Consider the following 15,949-nt stretch of genomic DNA (forward strand, 5'->3'; position numbering starts at 1 on the left):
CCAGTACATCGGGACACCACAGCGTGATAGCCGGTGCCCCAAGGCGCGACTTTGGGCACAGCCCAGCCATTTCCAGGGTTCCCCGATGGCTGACCGGTGCCCAAAGTGGGACTTGAGGATGGCCGGCGGCGCTGCCTGGCCTGCTGCGGGTGTCCGGACGTGGGTCGGGTACCGACCGACAGGACGTCTCCCGCCCGGGGCCGCTGGGACGGACAGAATCAGGCGTAAGTCCGTTGGGCGGTGGGCCGGCGAGCTGAAGATGTCCTGTCGCTCGGTACCCCATCCCCGGCTACAAGGCGGCGGTCACGTCGATCTCGACGAGCTGGCCGGTGAAACCGAGCTGGGCGACGCCGAGCAGGGTGCTGGCGGTGGTGAAGGCGGGCGCCAAGGGGGAGTCGTTGAGCCAGGCCCAGACAGCGCCGAGGTCGTCGCGGTCCTGGCTGGCGACGTAGATCACCGTCCGGACGACGTCCTCGGGGCGAGCGCCGGCGGTCTCGAGCGCGGTGAGGATGTTGCTGATGACCTGGGCGGTCTGACCTTCCAGGTCCTCGGCGGCGAGCTCGCCGGTGGAGTCCAGCGGGCACTGGCCGGCGAGGAAGACCAGGCGGGACGCCTCGACGGTCGTCACGTGGTGGTAGCCGGGGGTCGGGTGCAGGGTCGGGGGATTGGTGCGCTCGATCGTCACGAGCCCAAGCCAAGGTCACCGCTCAGGCGCGGTCAACAGAATTACGAGCGGGGCGAGTCCCTCCGCGTGCGCCCTGGAACCACCACGGCCCCGGGCGGCGAACCGCTCCGGGGCCGAGTGGCGTAGTACGTGTCGAGCCGTTAGGCCGTACTACGAGCTGTTAACGAGGTCAGGCGCTCAGGCGTTCCTCGGTGGTCGTGGAGAACAGGTGCAGCTTGCCGGGCTCCGGCGCGAGGTGCACCAGCGAACCGGTCTCCGCGAGCGTCCGCGTACCGACCCGCGCGATGATGTGCTGCTGGGTGCTGGTGTGCTCCGCGTTGCCGTACATGTACGCGTCCGAGCCGAGCTCCTCGATCACCGAGACGCGGACCGGCAGGCCCTCGTCGGCGATGTGGAACGACTCCGGGCGGATGCCCAGCCACACGGTCTTGTCGGCACCGGCCTTGGTCAGCAGCGCACGCTCCACCGGTACGACGAAGTCGCCGATCTTCGCGCCGCCGTCGACGATCTCGGACTCGATCAGGTTCATCGCCGGCGAGCCCATGAAGCCCGCGACGAACAGGTTCTTCGGCGCGTCGTACAGGTTCAGCGGCGTGTCGACCTGCTGCAGGAGACCGTCCTTGAGCACGGCGACGCGGTCGCCCATCGTCATGGCCTCGATCTGGTCGTGGGTCACGTAGACGGTGGTGACGCCGAGGCGGTGCTGCAGCTCGGCGATCTGGGTGCGGGTCTGGACGCGCAGCTTGGCGTCGAGGTTCGACAGCGGCTCGTCCATCAGGAAGACCTGCGGGTTCCGTACGATCGCGCGGCCCATCGCCACGCGCTGACGCTGACCACCCGAGAGCGCCTTCGGCTTGCGGTCGAGGTACTCCTCGAGGCCGAGCAGCTTGGCCGCCTCGGCGACGCGCTTGGCCCGGTCGTCCTTGTGGATGCCCTGCATCTTCAGCGCGAAGCCCATGTTCTCGGCGACCGACATGTGCGGGTAGAGCGCGTAGTTCTGGAAGACCATCGCGATGTCGCGTTCCTTCGGCGGGCTGTTCGTGACGTCGCGGTCGCCGATGGAGATCGCGCCCTCGTTCACCTCTTCCAGACCGGCCAGCATGCGCAGCGCGGTCGACTTGCCCGAGCCGGACGGGCCGACCAGCACCATGAACTCGCCGTCGGAGATGTCGAGGTCCAGCTGGTTCACCGACGGGGTGTCGTTCCCGGGGTAGACCCGGGTCGCGCCCTTGAACGAGACAGTTGCCATCACGCACTTCCTTCCTCCGCCGGCAGGAACGTGCCGGACGATCCTTGGCAAAGGCGCCCAGGTCCTGGGTGTCTTGTCGGTGATACATCACCAAAAGCTGTAGACCAGAACGCCTACAGGTCTGCCGGCATTCCGCTAGTAGCGTCCCTCGCCCGGACGAACACCGTCCGCCATCAGGTCGAGCAGCGCGGCCACCGCGCGACTCGGCGGCCGGCCACTCAGCGTGATCGCCGACAGGGTCCAGGTCAGCTCGATCCCGGTCAACGGCAGCCGGGTGACGCCGGGGTGGTCCGGCCCGAGATCCGGTACGACGGCCACTCCCAACCCCGCCCGGACGTACTCCGGCACGGTCGTCAGGTCGGGCACCTCGACCTGCACCCGCCGCGGCATCCCGGCCGCGTCGAAGGCCCGGTCGACGTTGGTCCGGTTCCCGAACCCGGGCAGCAGGTCGACGAACCGCTCACCCTTCAGCTCCTCCAGCCGTACGCCGGTCCGCCCCGCGAGCCGGTGCGCCGTCGGCACCATCACGACGAACCCGACGGTCGCCAGCTCACGCGGCTCGAGCCCGACCAGGTCGGACCGGTTCGCCCCGACCAGCGCGACGTCCAGCCGTCCGTGCCGTACGTCGTCCGCCAGGCCGGTCGATCCGGTCGGGGAGGTCGTCACCTGGACGTCGACCAGGGGATAGCGCTGGTAGAACGCGCCGAGCAGATCGGCCAGATCGACCAGTCCGAGCCGGGTCATCGTGCCGATCCGCACGCTGCCGCGCAGTCCGGTCGACGCTTCCTCGACGACGGCCCGCGCCCGGTCGAGGGCCTCCAGCGCGGCCTTCGCCTCCGGGAGCAGGGCCTGGCCGGCCGGCGACAGGTTCACCCGCCGCGTCGAGCGGTCGAACAGCGTCGTCTTCAGGTCGTTCTCCAGCCCGCGGACCGCCGCCGACACGGTCGACTGGACGGTGAACAGCCGCTGCGCCGCGCGGGTGAAGCTCAGCTCCTCGGCGACCGCGACGAAGTACTCCAGCTGTCTCGAGTCCATTCCCTGATTATCGCTACTAACGATAAGAGTGCGCAAGAATCTTCGTTTGCCTCGATAGATCTCCAGGGGCAACCTGAAGACATGACAACTCTCACCGAGCCGCGGGCGGTCGACGCCGTCGGCACCAAGGTCCGTTTCACCCACGGCCCGGGGTTCTGGACGATCGCCGCCGCCTTCCTCACCACGATGGCGTTCTCCACCGTGCCGACGCCGCTGTACGCGCTCTACCAGCAGCGCGACGGCTTCCCGACGTTCCTGATCACGGTCATCTTCGCCGCCTACGCGGTCGGCGTGATGGCCAGCCTCTACCTCGCCGGCCACGTCAGCGACTGGCTCGGGCGGCGCCGGGTCGCGCTGCTCGCCGTACTGGCCGAGGTGGTCGCCGCGCTGATCTTCCTGTTCTGGCCGGAGGTCCCCGGGCTGCTGATCGCGCGGTTCGTGTCCGGCATCGGCGTCGGCATCCTGACCGCGACCGCGACGGCGCACCTGTCCGAGCTGCGCAAGATCGCCCGGCCCGAGGAGGACCCGAGCCGGTCCGCGCTGATCTCCAGCATGGTGAACCTGGGCGGCCTCGCCTTCGGTCCGCTGGTCGGCGGACTGCTCGCCCAGTACGTCGGCAGCCCGCTGCAGCGCCCGTACGAGGTGTTCCTGGTGCTGCTCGTGATCAGCGCGGTCGGGATCGCGCTCGTGCCCGAGACCGTCGAGCGGCGCGAGACGCGTCCGGCGTACCGGCCGCAGCGGGTCGCGCTGCCCGCGGCCGCGAAGCCGCTGTTCTTCGCGACCGCGGCAGGCGCCTTCGCGGCGTTCGCGATCTTCGGGCTGTTCACGTCGCTCGCCCCGACGTTCCTCGCGGGCACACTGCACCACACGTCGCGACTGCTGGCCGGAGTGGTGACCTTCGCGGTCTTCATCGCCGGCGCGGCCAGCCAGGTCGTCTTCGTCCGGCTCACCCGGACGCGTCAGCTGCAACTGGGCCTGGCCTCCATGTCGGTCGGCCTGGTCGGCATCGCCGCCGGCGGTGTGATCCCCAGCCTCGCCCTGTTCGTGATCGGCGGCATCGTCGCCGGCGCCGGCGTAGGCCTGGTCTTCCGCGCCGCGGTCGCCACCGCCGCCGGCCTCGCCGACGCAACGTCCCGCGGCGAGGTCCTCGCAGCCCTCTTCCTGATCGCGTACGCCGGCCTCGCCCTCCCCGTCCTGGCGATCGGCCTCGGCATCGCCCTCCTCCCCGCAGAAGTAGCCCTGGTCGTCTTCGCCGCGATCATCCTCGCCATGGTCAACGCCGCCGGACTCCGCATGCTCGCCGCCCGCCGCGGCTGACCCGTCGCGCCCGCCAGCGCGCGCACCCGGCCCATCGCGGCTGACCCGTCGCGCCCGCCATCGCGCGCACCCGGCCCACCGCGGCCGACCCATCGCGCGCACCCCGCTCACCCCAACCCCGCTTGCGTTCCCGCTCTGCGCTCGCTCTTCCGCCCGCGCCGCCCGCGCCGCCCGCGCCGCCCGCGCCGCCGCGCGCCGCCCGCGCGGTAGTTTGCGCGCATGGGTGACTACGTTTCCGTCGGAAGTCTGACCGCCTACCTCTCCACCGGCCGCGCGCACGGCCCCGGCATGCTGCTGCTCCCGATGATCACCGGGATCGGCGAGCAGATCCGCGACTGGGCCGACGAGCTCGCCGGTCGCGGGATCACCGCGCTGACCTGGGACCCGTTCCACGGCCGCAGTACCGACGACTCCACCGTCGACGAACTGCACGAGCTGCTCCTGCGGATGGACGACGACGCGGCACTCGCCGAGCAGACCCAGCTCCTGGACCACCTGCTAGGCGATCTCGGCGCCTCGAAGGCCGGCGTCAGCGGCTGGTGCCTCGGCGGCCGGTTCGCGATCCTGCTCGGCGCCCGCGACCACCGCCTGGCCAACGTCACGGCGTTCCACCCCACCGTCCCGTCGCAGCTCCGCCCCAACCAGACGTACGACGCGATCGCCGACGCCGCCGCGATCACCGCCCCGGTCCTGGTCAGCTACCCCGGCGCCGACGCCGCCGTACCGGTCGCGGACTTCGAGACCCTGCAGACCTCGCTCCAGACCCGCCCGACCGGTGCCACCGTCGCGCTCTTCCACCCCGGCGCCGACCACGGTTTCACCAACCGCGACCGCCACGACAAGCCGGTCAACGCCGAGGCCTTCCACCTCGCCTGGCCCCAGGCCCTCGCCTTCATCGACACCACCACGGCCTAACCACCCCGCCCACCCCAACCCCGCCCCGCCCACGCCCCCCGCCCACCCCGCCCACGCCCCGCCCCACCCCGCCGAGATTCCACCTTGTGCACCATTCAGCCGCCCGGAGCGCGATTTCTCGGCTGACCGGTGCACAAAGTGGCCCTCAGGCGGCGGGCGCAGCGCGGCGGTGCGCCGTCGGGTTCGTTCCGCGCAACCGCTTGAACGCAACGGACAGCGCGAACGCGTTCGCGTAGCCCACCCGGCGAGCGATCGACTCCACCGTCTGGTTCGTCTCCCGCAGCAGATCAGCCGCAAGCGTGATCCGCCACCCAGTCAGGTAGGCCATCGGCGCTTCGCCCACCAAAGCGGTGAAACGTCGCGCCAAGCTGGCACGCGAAACCCCAGTCCGGTCGGCCAGCTCGACCACCGACCAAGGGTGCGCCGGATCCTCGTGCAGCAACCGCAACGCCAGCCCCACAACAGGATCAGCCTGCGCCTGGTACCACCCCGGCGCATGCGACTCGGGCCGCGCGAACCACGCCCGCAGCGTCGTGATCAGCGCCAGGTCGAGCCACCGGTCGAGCACACTCTGCTGTCCCGGCTCGTCGCGCTGGATCTCGCCGAGCACCATCTCCATCACCGGCCCGGTGACGTCCTCGGCCGGTACGACGAGCACCGGCGGCAGCGCGGTCAGCAACCGCCGGCTCACGTCGCCCTCGAGCTGATAGGTGCCACTGACAACCATCGCCTCACCCTCCGGCCGGCCACCGTGGGTCCGGACACCGAGTCGCGCGCTGTAGTCAATAGGTGCCCCAGGCAACGGTTCGCAGATCCCGCCGGGATGGATCCGCAACTGCGCCGCGGTCTCCGGGGCGTCCGCCACGACGTACGGCTCAGGCCCGCACAGCACGGCGACGGCCCCCTGGTTCATCCGCACCGGGTCCAGACCGTCGCGCAGGATCCAGGCCGCGCCGCGGATCAGCGTGGCGAGCGCGAGCGGCGCCTCGTCGACGATGTGCACTCCCCACGGCGGGTCGAGCACGGTCAGGTTGAACACCCCGCCGCGCGCCCGGGTGCCGGCCAGCAGGTCGTCGAGAACATCCATGCCGCCACCCTAGCTGAGACTCTCAGACATCGGAATGCGCCCGACAACCATGGTTTGTCTCAGTGCTAGCCGGTGAACTTAAGCCATGACAACGACACCGATTCTGATCCTGAGTGGTATGGGCAAGACCGGCCGGCGCGTGGTGGATCGGCTCCACCAGCGCGACGTCCCGGTCCGGCTGGCCTCGCGGTCCAGCGAGCCGCGCTTCGACTGGTACGACGAGAGCACGTGGTCCGGCGCCGCGGCCGGCGTCGGGACGGCGTACCTGGCACCGCCGGTCGGGCCGACCGGGCTCGAGCAGGCCGGGCGCTTCGTCAAGCAGGCGGCCGCCGAAGGGCTTCGCCGGGTGGTGCTGCTGTCCGGTCGCGGCGTCGGCAGTCCGGGGCGCGACTTCGCCGTCTACGAGAGCAGCGTCGAGCTGGAGAACGCCGTACGGGACAGCGGCGCGGACTGGACGATCATCCGGCCCGCGTGGTTCATGCAGGGGTTCAGTGAGGACTTCCTGCTCGAGCACGTGCTGGCCGGCGAGCTGCGGGTCTCGGCCGGCACCGGCGCCGAGGCATGGGTCGACACCAACGACCTCGGCGACGTGATCGCTACCGTCCTGCTGGACGAGTCGCACTCCGGCAAGCACTACACGCTGTCCGGCCCGCGCACGCTGACGATGGCCGAGGTAGCGGCCGTGCTGTCCACCGCGACCGGCCGGGACATCCGGTACGTCGACCTGGACCCGGAGCAGCACGTCGGGGAGCTGATGAAGATCGGCCTGCCGCGCGAGGACGCCGAGTCGGTGCGCGACCTGTTCGCGGTGATCCGGCACCACCGGTCGGAGTACGTCTCCGACGACGCCGTACGGGAGATCCTCGGCCGGGCGCCGCGGGACTTCTCCGACTGGGCCGCCGAGGTCGCGCGGACGGGACTGTGGTCGGCATGACCAAGATCCTCACGCTCACGGGCCTGGTCGGCAGCGCCCTGATGGCCGGCGTGTTCTTCGCCTTCGGTACGGCGGTGATGAGCTCCCTGCAACGACTCCCGGCCGGCCAGGGTGCCGCCGCGATGAACCTGATGAACGTCCGCATCCAGAACCCGCTGTTCCTGCTGATCTTCTGCGGCACCGCCCTGCTCTGCCTGGCCCTCCCGGTGCTGACCCTGGTCCGGGACACCCCCGGTAAGTGGTGGGTCGTGGCCGGCAGCGCCCTCTACCTGGTCGGGATGGTGGTCAGCTTTGCGATCAACATCCCGCTGAACGACCAGCTCGCCGCGGTCGACCCGCTGTCGGCCGCCGGTGCCGCCGAGTGGACGAGCTACCTGGCCAAGTGGAACCCGGCGAACAACCTGCGCGCCGTCGCCTGCACGCTGAGCGTGATCGCCTTCGGCTTGGGGCTGGCCACCGGTGTGGTGACGAAGGGTGAGGCGGCCCGCGGCCAGGCCTACCAGGGTGGGGCGCCGAACCCCGGCTGGCAGATGCCGGCCGGGCGGTGAGCGACCCACGGAGGTGCTCTACTGAGCCCCATCGATCGACGAGTGGTGGGGTGAGTTGGGATGACCGAGCAGCTGCTGCCCGTGAACGGTGTCGACCTCTGCGTCGAGACCTTCGGAGACCCGGCCGACCCGCCGGTGCTGCTGATCCACGGCGCAGCCGCCTCGATGGACTACTGGGAGACCCCGTTCTGCGAGCTGCTGGCAGCCGGGCCGCGGTACGTGATCCGTTACGACCACCGCGACACCGGCCGCTCGGCGACCTCCCCGCCCGGCAAGCCGGCGTGCGACGGAACCGACCTGGTCCGTGATCCGATCGGCATCCTGGACGCGCTCGGCATCGACCGGGCGCACCTCGTCGGCCTCTCGATGGGCGGCGGGATCACCCTGCAGCTCGGCCTCGACTTCCCCGACCGCGTCCGCACCCTGACGCTCGCCTCGACCAGCCCGCTCGGCGACGACCTGCCGCCCCCGGCCGACCGGATCCGCGAGAGCTTCAGCACCCAGGCTCCGCCGACCGACTGGTCCGACCCCGAGGCCGCACTCGACCAGCTGGTCACCGACGAGAAGCTGTACGGCGGCACCCTCCCGTACGACGAACCCGCCCGCCGCAAGCTGCTCCGCGCGATGATCGCCCGCACCGCCAACCTCGAGTCGCAGGTCACCAACCACTGGAGCCTGCCCGACGACGACACCCCGCCGATGCGCCCGCGGCTCGGCGAGATCAAGGTCCCGGTCCTCGTGCTGCACGGCACCGAGGACCCGCTCTTCCCACCCGCCCACGGCGAGGCGCTGGCCCGCGAGATCGCCGACGCCCGCCTCGTCCTCCTCCCCGGCGCCGGCCACGAATTGCCCGCCCCGACCTGGGACGCCGCCGTCCCCGCGATCCTCGCGATCACGACCGGCTGACCGACCGTCCGATCGCCTGAAGATTCTGCAAAACTTGTGCGCCCGGTAGCGTGGGCAAGGTGATCACCGTCGAGCGTTCCGTCACCGTGGACCGGCCGGTCGAGGCCGTCTTCGGCTACCTGTCCGACTTCGAGAACACCACCGAGTGGGACCCCGGCACGGTCCGCACCACCCGCGTCTCCGGCGACGGCGGCCCCGGTACGACGTACCAGAACGTCTCGACGTTCAACGGCAAGCAGACCGAGCTCGAGTACGTCGTGCGGCAGCTCGACCCGAACCGCCTGTTCCAGATCCGCGGCCAGAACAAGACCATCACCGCCCTGGACACGATGACCTTCCAGGCCGACGGCGACCGCACGACCGTCACCTACCGCGCCGACTTCACCTTCAAGGGCCTAGCCCGCCTGGCCGAGCCGTTCCTCAAGGCCCCCTTCACCAAGCTCGGCGACGAGGCCGAAGCTGGCCTCCGCGACACCCTGAACAAGCTCCAGGGGTAGAGCCTGCTCCACCACCGATCCGGGCGCGGACGGGATGGGGTGGGAGGGCCGCGGACGGAAGGGTTGGAACCACCAGATTCCGACTCTCCCGAAGGACCTCCGATGAAGCGAAACAGCCGTGTTGCCGCCGCCTTGACGGCTGCCGCCCTGCTCAGCGCCGCCGCGTTGCCCGCGGCAACCGCCGTGGTCGCGCCGCCGCACAGCGCGGTCGACGCAGTCACCCAGAACCCGGTCCCGGCGCTCAACCGTGCCGCCTACCCGTTGCTCTCCACCAAGGCCAGCGGTCAGCTGAACGACCTGCGGCCGCTGGTCCGGATGGTCGGTGATGCGCAGGTCGTCGGCATCGGCGAGGCGACGCACAACTCCAGCGAGTTCTTCACCCTCAAGCACCGCGTCTTCCGGGCGCTGGTCGAGCAGCGCGGGTTCACCACGTTCGCGCTGGAGGCGAGCTGGAGCACCGGCGTCGCGCTCGACCAGTACGTCGTGCACGGCGTCGGCGACCCGCGGGCGATCATGCAGCACGAGTTCCAGGGGTCGTACGAGTTCTGGAACGCCGAGGAGTACCTCGACCTGATCGAGTGGATGCGGTCCTACAACCAGACCCACGCCCGCAAGCTGCACTTCGTCGGGGACGACCTCGGCTACATCTCGCCCGCCACGCTCGACCTCGTCACGGCGTACGCCGGCAAGGTCCGCCCGTCGCTCGTCCCGCAGCTCACCAGCGCGTACGCCGGCATCCGGTCCGACGCGAACGCCGCGGACTTCCTCACCGAGCTGGTCGCGAAGCCGCTCGCGGAACGGCAGAAGACCGAGGCGGCGACCCGCCAGGCGCTCGCCGCGGTCGAGTCGCTGCCGAAGACCGAGGCACAGACCTGGGCCGCGCAGCATGCCCGCGCCGCCTGGCAGGTCGCGAAGCTCGTCTCGTACGACATCGAGGACCCGAAGGTGCTGCCGTCGGCGATGCTGTTCCGCGACGAGACGATGGCCGCGAACACGGTCTGGTGGACCCGCCACACCGGCGCCAAGGTCCTGCTCGGCGCCCACAACGGGCACGTCGCCCTGACCTCGTCGATGCCGGCCGAGTACCCGAAGATCCAGGGCCAGTTCCTCCGCGAGCAACTCGGCAAGCGGTACGTGCCGATCGGCCTGAGCTTCGACCACGGCTCGTTCAACGCCCGCGACGTCAACGACGTGAACGGCGCGATCCGCAAGTTCACGATCGCCCCCGCCGCGGCAGGCAACAACGAGCACACCCTCGACAAGGTCGCCTACCGCGACTACTACGTCGACCTACGCACCCTCCCGCGCACCACCAAGGCTTGGCTCCAGCAGGAGCGCCCCACCCGAGACATCGGCACGGCCTACCCCTGGCCCGACTCCCCGGTAGCCCTCGCCGCGTCGTACGACGTCCTGATCCACCTCAACAAGGTGACAGCCGCCCACCTGCGCTGAAGAAAAGAACAGAGAAAAACAGCAGGATCTGGTTAGGTGGCGAACGTGGAGTTGCCGGCTGAGGTACTGGACGACATCGCCAGGGTGGTCGGGACAGAGGCCACACCTCTCAGTCGTCTGCCCGGAGGCTTCGATGTGGGGGCCTTGCGCATCCAGTTGGCCGGAAGGCCGGACGCAGTGCTCAAAGCATGGCCCCGGGCACACCCCGACCAGCTGGACGAGGTGTTACGAGCCCAAAGAATCATCGAGCACATGCGGACCCGCGGCTACCCCACCCCGGCGTGCCTCGGGGTGGGGGCCACGGCCACTCATGTCTGGCATCTGATGGAGTTCGTCGACGCGGCCCCCGCGCCAGAGCTGACCCCGTCCGTCGTCGAGCAGTTGATGGAGATCAACGAACTCCAGGCCGGCCAAGCCTCCGAGCCCTACGACCACTGGTCGTACGCTTGGCGGCTCGCTGCCGGTCAGGAGTTCGGTCGAGATCTGGCTCCGAGTCTGTCGAGGGCTGTCGCCGAACTCTCGAACTACTCCTCCGTGGTGTCGGTCCTGGTCGAGCGCGTGCGGCGTCTGTGTGGTGACGTTCCACCACCACGAGAGGCACCCGACATGGTCCATGCCGACTTCAAGCCCGACAACGTCCTGGTCCGTGACGGAGTGGTGGTGGCGGTCGTGGACATCGGGAACGCCGGTAGCGGCACGCGGGCGACTGATCTCAACACCCTCCAGTGGCACACCTTCGAGGATCCTCAGCTGGACGGTGTCCGAAGACGGCTGCGGACGAGAATTCTCGACCTGGTCGGCTGGGACGGGGCAGCGGTCCTCGCAGCAACCCAGATCCTCGTCCAGCTCGAATGGCCCATCCGTCACGGGTACCACGATGTCGTTCCAGGGGTGGTCCAGCGCGGCCATCGCGCCCTCGACGAACTGACCGCGCTTCGCTGACGTCAGTCGGCCGACTTCAGCATCGTGCGGATTCCCACCGTCAACCCAAGCGCCCCGGTGACGATCGCTGCCACGAAGCCCCACAGCACCGCCGACGACCAGACATCCCCAGCGAACAGCGTCCGCTCGGCTTCGACCAAGTACGACAGTGGGTTGAACTTCGAGGCCACTCGCATCCACTCCGGGCCGGTTTCCAGGGGGAGCAGCATGCCGGAGAGGATCATCAGGGGGAACAGGAACGTCTGCTGCACGACCCAGAACATCCAGTCCTGCTTGCGGACGGCGATGGCCAGGGCGTAGCTGAACGAGCCGAGGCCGATGCCGAAGGCCGCGAGCAGGATCAGGCCGACGATCGCGCCGTCGAGGTGGAGGTCGAAGCCGAAGGGGACCATCACCGCGATCACGATCACGGCCTGGCCGAACAGCGGCACCATCTCCTTCAGGGCCCGGCCGATCAGCAGTGACGAGCGGCTCAGCGGTGTGACCAGCATTCGTTCGTGCGCGCCGGTCTGGAACTCGAAGAGCAGGTTCGACCCGGTTGCCGACGTGCCGAACAGTGTGGTCATCACCAGGATCGCCGGCACGAACCACTGCCAGACGCCGCCGTCCAGCGTGCCGCCCATCGACCCGGCCAGCAGCGGTCCGAACAATGCCAGGAAGATCAGCGGCTGGATCATCCCGAACAGCAACGAGAACGGGTCCCGCAGCACCGGCTTGAGCTCGCGGACCATCACGATCCGGATGTCGCGGAACAGGTTGCGATCGGTCACCCGGGCGGCGGGTGCGGTCACGGTAGGAACAGTCAAGGTGGTCATCAGGCGGCCTTTCCGTTGGCGTCGCGCAGGCTGCGACCGGTGAGGTTGAGGAACACGTCGTCGAGCGTCGGGCGGTGGACCTGAGCAGCAGCCACCGGTACGCCGTACTGCTGCGCCGCGCCGAGCAGGATCGGCAGCGCGGCGGGTCCGTCGGTCACCCGCAGGCTGACCTGGTCGTCGGACACCTCGAACTCGCGCGCGCCGGGCAGCTTGTCCGCCAGCCGCCGCAGCTCAGCTTGGTTGCTGGGAGCAACGGTCAGCGCGAGCCGGTCGCCCGCCAGCCGGGTCTTGAGCGCCTCGGCCGTGTCGTCGGCGATCACCTCGCCGTGGTCGACCACGACCACGCGTTCGGCCATCGAGTCCGCCTCGTCCAGGTAGTGCGTGGTGAGCACGATCGTCATCGCGTACTGCTCGCGCATCCGCAGGATGTGGTCCCACAGGTTGGCCCGGTTCTGCGGGTCGAGACCGGTGGACGGCTCGTCCAGGAACAGCAGACCGGGCGCGTGCACCAGGCCCATCGCGACGTCGAGCCGGCGGCGCTGACCACCGGACAGCTCGGACACCTTGCGCTGGGCGAGGTCCTTCAGCTCCAGACCGTCGAGCAGTTCCGCGGCCCGCTGCTTCGCGGCCCGGCGGTCGAGGCCGTAGATGATGCCCTGGCCGTAGAGCTCGTCGCCGACGCGGTGCTGGTGACCGGCGCCGTTGCCCTGGCCGACGTACCCGATCTGCCGGCGGACCTGCGACGGGTGGGACGTCACGTCGTACCCGGCGACGGTCGCGGTGCCGGAGGTCGGGGCGATCAGGGTGGTGAGCATCCGCAGGGTGGTGGTCTTGCCGGCGCCGTTCGGGCCGAGCACGGCGACGAGCTCGCCGGGTTGGACGTCCAGGGTGATGCCGCGGACCGCGTGCACGGTCTCGGTACGGCTCACCACGAAATCCTTGGTGAGCTGAGCGGTGCTGATCACGGTCGGTCTCCTTCGTCGGGGGCTGCTGGGGAGGACATTTCCAGCAGAAGAGGACAGGTTCTGGCCGGTACTTCTGGCAATCTGAAGTCATGTCCGAGACCTCCGCACGACTCCTCGCGCTGCTGTCCCTGCTGCAGGCCCGCCGCGACTGGCCGGGTGCGCTGCTCGCCGAGCGGCTGGAGGTGAGTCCCCGCACGGTCCGCCGCGACGTCGACCGGTTGCGCGACCTGGGCTACCCGGTCCGCGCGAGCAAGGGACCGGACGGCGGCTACCGGCTCGACGCCGGGGCCGACCTGCCGCCGCTGCTGTTCGACGACGACCAGGCGATCGCCGTCGCGGTCGCGCTGCAGACGGCGACGACGACGGTGACCGGGATCGAGGAGGGTGCGTTGCGCGCGCTGGCCACGGTCCGCCAGGTGATGCCGGCCCGGCTGCGGCAGCGCGTCGACGCGCTGCAGGTCACGACCGTCGATCGGTGGGCCGACTCGAAGCGGACCAAGGTGGACTCGGAGCACTTGATCGCCATCGGTACGGCGGTCCGGGCGCGCGAGGTGCTGCGCTTCGACTACGCGTCGCCGGGCGCTGCGGAGGGGGAGTGGGTGCCACCGCGCAAGGTCGAGCCGCACCACCTGGTCACCTGGGGCGGGCGCTGGTACCTGGTCGGCTGGGACCTGGACCGGAAGGACTGGCGGACGTTCCGGGTCGACCGGATGCAGCCGAAGACGCCGACCGGTCCGCGCTTCACCCCGCGTGAGCTGCCCGAGCCCGATGTCGCGACGTACATCTCGTCCCGCTTCACCGGACGGGGGGAGTGGCCGTGCAAGGGCGAGGCGATCCTCCAGGCGAAGGCCTCCGACATCGCCCGCTGGGCCGGTCGCGACGCCGTGGTCGAGGAGATCACCCCGACGACCTGCCGACTCATCCTGCCCGGCTGGTCCTGGACCGGCCTGGCCGCCACCTTCGGCATGTTCGACTGCGACCTCGAGTTCGTCGGCCCGCCCGACCTGAAGGCTGCCGCCGCCGCTCTCGCCGCCCGCTACACCGCCGCAGCTTCATGAGGAGCACACCGATGGAAGAGCACGCCTTCGCCGACGCGGCCGCCTGGCACGACTGGCTCACCGCCGAGCACCGGACCTCGGACGGCATCTGGCTCGTCCTGGCGAAGAAGGGGATCACCGACCCGACGAGCCTGACCTACGACCAGGCGCTGGACGAGGCGCTGGGCCACGGCTGGATCGACGGCCAGCGCGTCAGCCGGGACGAGCGCACCTTCAAGCAGCGCTACACGCCGCGGCGCCCGCGCAGCAACTGGTCGAAGCGCAACGTCGGCATCATCCAGCGGCTGCACGACGAGGGCCGGATGCGACCGGCCGGCGTCGCCGAGGTCGACCGCGCGAAGTCCGACGGTCGCTGGGACGCGGCGTACGGCGAAGCGACGACCCGCGAGGTCCCCGCGGACCTGGCCGAGGCGCTGGCCGCGTCACCGCCCGCCGAGGCGATGTTCGCGATCCTCACCCAGCAGAACAGGTTCGCCATCCTCTACCGGCTCCAGACGTCCAAGCGGCCGGAGACCCGGACGAAGTGGATCACCCGGTACGTCGACGAACTGACCCGCGGCGAAACGCCGTACCCGCAGAAACGCCGGCTGGACTAGCTGCGCTGGGCGAAGCGGGCCACCGACTGTTTCACCAGGTCCCCGACGGTCGCGCCGGCGCCGTGGCCGGCGTCCTCGACGATCGTCAGCTCGGCGTCCGGCCAGCCCTGCGTCATGTTCCACGCGGCCTCGACCGGGCTGCTGAAGTCGAGCCGTCCGACGATCAGTACGCCGGGGATCCCGGCCAGCTTGCCCGCCTCCCGCGCGAGCACGCCTTCGTCCAGCCACGCGGCGTGCCCCCAGTAGTGCGTCACCAGCCGCGCGAACCGCAACCGGAACCGGGGATCCCGGTTCTGCAGGTCAGGCTGGATCCCCTGCCCGCGTGTCGACATGTGCGTGTCCTCCCAGGTGCACCAGTCCCGCGCCGCGCGCTCCCGCACCGCCGGGTCCGGGTCGTGCAGCAGCCGGCTGTACGCCAGCGCGAGATTCCCGTCCCGCTCACCCTCCGGTACGCCGTCCCGGAAGCGCCGCCACTCCTCGGGAAACACCCGGCCCATCTCGCGCGTCAGCCAGTCGACCTCGCGCCGGGTCGTGTTGGTGACGCTGAACAGCACGATCTCCGAGACCGACGACGGGTGCTGCTCGGCGTACGCGAGGCCAAGCGTCGCGCCCCACGACGCCCCGAGCACCAGCCACTGGGCGATGCCGAGCTCTTGCCGCAGCTGCTCCAGGTCCGCGATCAGGTGCCAGGTCGTGTTGGTGCTGAGGTCGACCTCGTCGTCGCCCGCGTCCGGCGTACTGCGGCCGCAGTTTCGCTGGTCGAGCAGCACGACCTTGTACTCGGTCAGATCGAAGTAGTCGAGCCAGAAGGCGCCCGCGCCCGACCCCGGCCCGCCGTGCACGACGACCGCCGGCTTCCCGTCGGGATTGCCGCGGACCTCCCAGTACACCTGGTGCCCGTCGCCGACCTCCAGCATCCCGTGAGCGATCATGCAGCAACTATAACAG

Annotated in this window: 17 protein-coding genes; 10 read left to right on the forward strand and 7 right to left on the reverse strand. The window is 70.1% G+C overall.

Annotation, left to right across the window (positions count from 1 at the left end):
* Positions 1-289 precede the first annotated feature (289 nt).
* The 3 genes from ACLQ2O_RS03365 to ACLQ2O_RS03375 form a co-directional block, all read right to left on the reverse strand.
* Complete coding sequence (locus tag ACLQ2O_RS03365; RefSeq protein ID WP_425827022.1) at positions 290-685, reverse strand: RidA family protein; 396 nt, start codon at positions 683-685, stop codon at positions 290-292.
* Positions 686-854: 169 nt separating this feature from the next.
* The gene (locus ACLQ2O_RS03370) at positions 855-1,934 is read right to left on the reverse strand and encodes an ABC transporter ATP-binding protein (protein ID WP_425827024.1); all 1,080 of its coding nucleotides are present in this window, start codon (positions 1,932-1,934) and stop codon (positions 855-857) included.
* Between the two features lie 135 nt (positions 1,935-2,069).
* A complete protein-coding gene (locus tag ACLQ2O_RS03375) occupies positions 2,070-2,969 on the reverse strand; it encodes a LysR family transcriptional regulator (protein WP_425827026.1) in 900 nt (299 codons plus the stop codon).
* An 81-nt stretch (positions 2,970-3,050) separates the two neighbouring features.
* Between ACLQ2O_RS03375 and ACLQ2O_RS03380 the strand changes: the two genes are divergently transcribed.
* On the forward strand, positions 3,051-4,286 hold the full coding sequence (locus ACLQ2O_RS03380) for an MFS transporter (RefSeq protein WP_425827028.1): 1,236 nt from the start codon (positions 3,051-3,053) through the stop codon (positions 4,284-4,286).
* Positions 4,287-4,505: 219 nt separating this feature from the next.
* Positions 4,506-5,201 (forward strand): dienelactone hydrolase family protein, encoded by a 696-nt coding sequence (locus tag ACLQ2O_RS03385; protein WP_425827030.1) that lies wholly within the window; start codon positions 4,506-4,508, stop codon positions 5,199-5,201.
* Positions 5,202-5,346: 145 nt separating this feature from the next.
* Here the strand turns inward: ACLQ2O_RS03385 and ACLQ2O_RS03390 are convergent, their stop codons facing one another.
* Positions 5,347-6,288, reverse strand: coding sequence for an AraC family transcriptional regulator (locus tag ACLQ2O_RS03390; protein WP_425827032.1), 942 nt, complete (start codon positions 6,286-6,288; stop codon positions 5,347-5,349).
* An 85-nt stretch (positions 6,289-6,373) separates the two neighbouring features.
* Here ACLQ2O_RS03390 and ACLQ2O_RS03395 point away from each other — a divergent pair, with 85 nt between their 5' ends.
* The 6 genes from ACLQ2O_RS03395 (at position 6,374) to ACLQ2O_RS03420 (ending at position 11,567) form a co-directional block, all read left to right on the forward strand.
* Positions 6,374-7,222: an NAD(P)H-binding protein gene (locus tag ACLQ2O_RS03395; RefSeq protein ID WP_425827034.1), complete on the forward strand. Its 849-nt coding sequence runs from the start codon at positions 6,374-6,376 to the stop codon at positions 7,220-7,222.
* Complete coding sequence (locus tag ACLQ2O_RS03400; protein WP_425827036.1) at positions 7,219-7,770, forward strand: DUF1772 domain-containing protein; 552 nt, start codon at positions 7,219-7,221, stop codon at positions 7,768-7,770. The genes ACLQ2O_RS03395 and ACLQ2O_RS03400 overlap by 4 nt, the downstream gene beginning before the upstream one ends.
* Before the next feature lie 60 nt (positions 7,771-7,830).
* Positions 7,831-8,676, forward strand: coding sequence for an alpha/beta fold hydrolase (locus tag ACLQ2O_RS03405; protein WP_425827038.1), 846 nt, complete (start codon positions 7,831-7,833; stop codon positions 8,674-8,676).
* A gap of 59 nt (positions 8,677-8,735) precedes the next feature.
* Positions 8,736-9,173, forward strand: a complete 438-nt coding sequence (locus tag ACLQ2O_RS03410) for an SRPBCC family protein (RefSeq protein WP_425827040.1) — start codon at positions 8,736-8,738, stop codon at positions 9,171-9,173.
* Positions 9,174-9,275: 102 nt separating this feature from the next.
* Positions 9,276-10,625 carry an erythromycin esterase family protein gene (locus ACLQ2O_RS03415; protein WP_425827042.1) on the forward strand — a complete coding sequence of 450 codons (1,350 nt, stop codon included), beginning with the start codon at positions 9,276-9,278 and terminating at the stop codon, positions 10,623-10,625.
* 84 nt (positions 10,626-10,709) lie between these two features.
* Entirely contained in the window at positions 10,710-11,567 is an 858-nt protein-coding gene (locus tag ACLQ2O_RS03420) for a phosphotransferase family protein (protein WP_425829056.1), read from the forward strand.
* Between the two features lie 2 nt (positions 11,568-11,569).
* Here ACLQ2O_RS03420 and ACLQ2O_RS03425 read toward each other — a convergent pair whose 3' ends face one another.
* Together ACLQ2O_RS03425 and ACLQ2O_RS03430 are read right to left on the reverse strand one after the other, a co-directional pair.
* A complete protein-coding gene (locus tag ACLQ2O_RS03425; protein WP_425827044.1) occupies positions 11,570-12,382 on the reverse strand; it encodes an ABC transporter permease in 813 nt (270 codons plus the stop codon).
* Positions 12,382-13,347, reverse strand: a complete 966-nt coding sequence (locus ACLQ2O_RS03430; RefSeq protein ID WP_425827046.1) for an ATP-binding cassette domain-containing protein — start codon at positions 13,345-13,347, stop codon at positions 12,382-12,384. Before ACLQ2O_RS03430 ends, ACLQ2O_RS03425 begins: the two co-directional genes overlap by 1 nt.
* 89 nt (positions 13,348-13,436) lie before the next feature.
* Here ACLQ2O_RS03430 and ACLQ2O_RS03435 point away from each other — a divergent pair, with 89 nt between their 5' ends.
* Both ACLQ2O_RS03435 and ACLQ2O_RS03440 read left to right on the forward strand, forming a co-directional pair.
* Positions 13,437-14,405, forward strand: coding sequence for a helix-turn-helix transcriptional regulator (locus ACLQ2O_RS03435; protein ID WP_425827048.1), 969 nt, complete (start codon positions 13,437-13,439; stop codon positions 14,403-14,405).
* Between the two features lie 11 nt (positions 14,406-14,416).
* Positions 14,417-15,001, forward strand: a complete 585-nt coding sequence (locus ACLQ2O_RS03440; protein WP_425827050.1) for a YdeI/OmpD-associated family protein — start codon at positions 14,417-14,419, stop codon at positions 14,999-15,001.
* Here the strand turns inward: ACLQ2O_RS03440 and pip are convergent.
* Positions 14,998-15,933, reverse strand: coding sequence for a prolyl aminopeptidase (gene pip, locus ACLQ2O_RS03445; RefSeq protein ID WP_425827052.1), 936 nt, complete (start codon positions 15,931-15,933; stop codon positions 14,998-15,000). The genes ACLQ2O_RS03440 and pip overlap by 4 nt on opposite strands.
* Between the last annotated feature and the right edge of the window lie 16 nt (positions 15,934-15,949).

This window comes from Kribbella sp. DT2 (assembly GCF_049844575.1).
Lineage (GTDB): Bacteria > Actinomycetota > Actinomycetes > Propionibacteriales > Kribbellaceae > Kribbella.

What these genes read in the sequence shown, in the direction of transcription:
- ACLQ2O_RS03370 (WP_425827024.1), bottom strand. Translation starts at nt 1,934, where the DNA reads ATGGCAACTGTCTCGTTCAAGGGCGCGACCCGGGTCTACCCCGGGAAC.
- ACLQ2O_RS03375 (WP_425827026.1), bottom strand. Translation starts at nt 2,969, where the DNA reads ATGGACTCGAGACAGCTGGAGTACTTCGTCGCGGTCGCCGAGGAGCTG.
- ACLQ2O_RS03380 (WP_425827028.1), top strand. Translation starts at nt 3,051, where the DNA reads ATGACAACTCTCACCGAGCCGCGGGCGGTCGACGCCGTCGGCACCAAG.
- ACLQ2O_RS03385 (WP_425827030.1), top strand. Translation starts at nt 4,506, where the DNA reads ATGGGTGACTACGTTTCCGTCGGAAGTCTGACCGCCTACCTCTCCACC.
- ACLQ2O_RS03390 (WP_425827032.1), bottom strand. Translation starts at nt 6,288, where the DNA reads ATGGATGTTCTCGACGACCTGCTGGCCGGCACCCGGGCGCGCGGCGGG.
- ACLQ2O_RS03395 (WP_425827034.1), top strand. Translation starts at nt 6,374, where the DNA reads ATGACAACGACACCGATTCTGATCCTGAGTGGTATGGGCAAGACCGGC.
- ACLQ2O_RS03400 (WP_425827036.1), top strand. Translation starts at nt 7,219, where the DNA reads ATGACCAAGATCCTCACGCTCACGGGCCTGGTCGGCAGCGCCCTGATG.
- ACLQ2O_RS03405 (WP_425827038.1), top strand. Translation starts at nt 7,831, where the DNA reads ATGACCGAGCAGCTGCTGCCCGTGAACGGTGTCGACCTCTGCGTCGAG.
- ACLQ2O_RS03415 (WP_425827042.1), top strand. Translation starts at nt 9,276, where the DNA reads ATGAAGCGAAACAGCCGTGTTGCCGCCGCCTTGACGGCTGCCGCCCTG.
- ACLQ2O_RS03425 (WP_425827044.1), bottom strand. Translation starts at nt 12,382, where the DNA reads ATGACCACCTTGACTGTTCCTACCGTGACCGCACCCGCCGCCCGGGTG.
- ACLQ2O_RS03435 (WP_425827048.1), top strand. Translation starts at nt 13,437, where the DNA reads ATGTCCGAGACCTCCGCACGACTCCTCGCGCTGCTGTCCCTGCTGCAG.
- ACLQ2O_RS03440 (WP_425827050.1), top strand. Translation starts at nt 14,417, where the DNA reads ATGGAAGAGCACGCCTTCGCCGACGCGGCCGCCTGGCACGACTGGCTC.
- pip (WP_425827052.1), bottom strand. Translation starts at nt 15,933, where the DNA reads ATGATCGCTCACGGGATGCTGGAGGTCGGCGACGGGCACCAGGTGTAC.